Annotated in this window: 3 protein-coding genes; 2 read left to right on the forward strand and 1 reads right to left on the reverse strand. The window is 47.9% G+C overall.

Annotation, left to right across the window (positions count from 1 at the left end):
* A partial coding sequence (locus tag ABYT30_RS18150; protein ID WP_373097906.1) for an FAD-binding oxidoreductase occupies nt 1–585 on the forward strand: 585 nt, incomplete at its 5' end.
* Between the two features lie 82 nt (nt 586–667).
* Here the strand turns inward: ABYT30_RS18150 and ABYT30_RS18155 are convergent.
* On the reverse strand, nt 668–1,483 hold the full coding sequence (locus ABYT30_RS18155) for a hypothetical protein (RefSeq protein WP_373097908.1): 816 nt from the start codon (nt 1,481–1,483) through the stop codon (nt 668–670).
* 195 nt (nt 1,484–1,678) lie between these two features.
* Between ABYT30_RS18155 and ABYT30_RS18160 the strand changes: the two genes are divergently transcribed.
* On the forward strand, nt 1,679–2,395 hold the full coding sequence (locus ABYT30_RS18160; protein ID WP_373097909.1) for a twin-arginine translocation signal domain-containing protein: 717 nt from the start codon (nt 1,679–1,681) through the stop codon (nt 2,393–2,395).
* Nucleotides 2,396–2,701: the final 306 nt, after the last annotated feature.

Here is a 2,701-nt window from a genome sequence, read left to right on the forward strand (position 1 = left end):
GGCAGCGCTGAAAGTTGGCGTAGCTTTTCAATGGCAAATACCCCAAATGAAAGCGGTCGCGTTGAGTTAGTCGTAAAACTGATTCCTGGTGGCGCGTTCAGTAATTACTTGAAAAACACCGCAGAAGTAGGTGACGACATTGAAGTTAGAGGCCCCTACGGCCAGTTTCAGCTTTCAGAAACCTCTGCAGATATTGTTATGGTAGCAGGCGGTTCGGGCATGGCACCGATCATGGCCATGCTCAGTCAGTTGGTCGCGGAGAAATCCTCACGCAATATTCGTTTTTTCTACGGAGCCCGCGCCTGCAAGGACTTGTATTTTTTAGATGAAATTCAGGCCTTAGGGAGCCAATTGAATAGCTTTGAGTTTATTCCTGCGCTCTCCGCGCTGGACGACGAAGATGATTGGCATGGCGAGACTGGCTTTGTCACTGAAGTATTGGAAAAGCACTGCACCTCACTTCGCGGCGCTGAAGGCTATTTATGCGGCCCACCGCCTATGATTGATGCAGCGGTTGGCGTACTTAAAGGAAAGGGCATGTTCAACGCCCGAATTAAGTTCGACAAGTTCATCCAGAATACTTGATTACATAATTACCGGTTGGCGCATACACCTCAGTGCGCGCTACCGTGCTTGGGGCTTAGTTAACTAAGCCCCTTTTTTATTACTAACTTATACTCGCCTGCTTATCGACCGCTAATGGCCGCGACGGTAGGAAAAGTGCCGCGCCTCTCACTGCGATCACACACATTGCAATCGTCATCAAGGTTCCCGCCCAAATAAAGGCCTGGTTGTATTCACTTTCTGGCAAATGTAGCGCGATAATTATCGGACCACCTAAGCCGCCATTCGCCCCTAACATTGTCATCGGGAACAAGATGATTAAGCCTAGCAAACCTATTTGGCTGCTCACTCGCCTCCACAACTGGACGGCCAAGACAGTGAAGATAACTACCTGCGTACCTTCCAGTATGCCGATAACCAAGGGGTAATTCCAAAGCCGCATTACGTACGGCCCGTAGTAGGTGTATACACCCATGCCAGTGCCGATCATCTCAAACACACATGACGCTGTAATTTCGGCAAGCCATATCAAGAAGAGAAGCTTCGTCGACATACGGCCTTCGTATATCATTTTACCTGCGTAGAGGCAGGCCGTAGCATACAGAATTATATAGCCACTATGAGACCAATTTGGCTGCACTATACCGAAGGCAGTAAAGTGGGAGAACATCGCACCAGCGACGCCATTGCTTACGTCGTAGAACCACAGATCAAAAGCAACATCGTAGAGCGGCTCAATAAACGCGCCAAGTCCGGCAGCAAGACAAGCAAGCAGGTAAAAAGGCGTCTTTTGTTTAATGCCCATTCTGGCTGCAATAATGAGCATGATAATCACAATCGCCCAGCTCGCCCATGTGAAAACATGTTGCCAAATTAAATTAAGCTCGCCCATCATTACTTCGGGAGACATTGCGCCCATAAACCACTCCTATATTTCATTATAATTATAGTTAAAATACACTTTAATTGACCTAAAAGTCAATAAAGCAAAGCAAGAGGAGGCGCCGCACTTATTGACTAATAAATCAATTTGATTAAAACTGGAGAGGTAAGTATAAGGTGCCGATAGCACCTCTCCTGGAACAAGCAAATAACATATCAAATGAGGTAAGCCATGCACCTAGGATTCCTAAATAGCGAAGTAGATGAAATTTCTAACGCAAAAAAAACCAGCTCTCGCCGCAACTTTATAAAGACCGCTGGCGCCATGATCAGCGTTGCCGGATTAGCTCCCAGTGCCGCCTTTGCTGGCAATAAGAAGCAGGGTTTCAATGGTAGTGGGCGAATGGGCATGTCCACAGGCGAAGATTGGATAGACACATTCTATACCGGCGGCGCCGAGGCAATTGTTCACTACTATGCCGATGACTTTGTATTTGAAGACATTACCTTATTTCAAACCATACAAGACAAAGACGAGCTATACCGCGCCTTCTTGCCGTTTGGCAAAGGCTCACCAGCAGGCGAACACCAATTTGATGTACTTCGCTATGATGGCGGCATGGCGGGTGACCGCACCGCGCAATTGCGCATGGAAAATCCCGGTGGCTACAGCGATGCCGACTGGCACCACTGGTCTAAGGACACCTTTCTGGGCGCTGACCACTCCTATGACGAATGGTGTGTAATGCAGTGGATTTGGCGCGGCAAACACAATGTCGATTTCCTCGGCTTACCCGCTATTGGCAAGACGACCACAACCCGCGGCATAACTTTCCACTGCTACCAGAATCGAAAGATCGTTCGCGAATCTACTTTTTGGAATTACCGGGACGTTGCTATTCAGCTAGGCGCTGCACCGGCACCCAACAAGTTCTGGTTAAAGAAATAGCACTCTAAATGGTAGTAGCGCTCTGCCTAAACAGCAGAGCGCTACTACAAAAATAAGAACGACCTCTCTTCTCCAGCCCCCAAAATCAATCCATTATTATATCCTTCCGTACGCCCGCGATAGTACAAGTGCTAAATATTATAAACTTACGCCATTTACTCAACGCCAAAATTTAAGTCGAGCGGCCTCATCACGCACATGGCGACTAAGCACACTAACTACCACCCAATTCCACGCGCCAACACCGTGCGTTTTTTTCGGGCATAAAAAAGCCCGCAATTAAGCGGGCAAAGTTACAGCAATACC

The sequence above is a fragment of the Zhongshania sp. genome, from assembly GCF_041623545.1.
In the GTDB taxonomy this organism is placed as follows: Bacteria; Pseudomonadota; Gammaproteobacteria; order Pseudomonadales; family Spongiibacteraceae; genus Spongiibacter.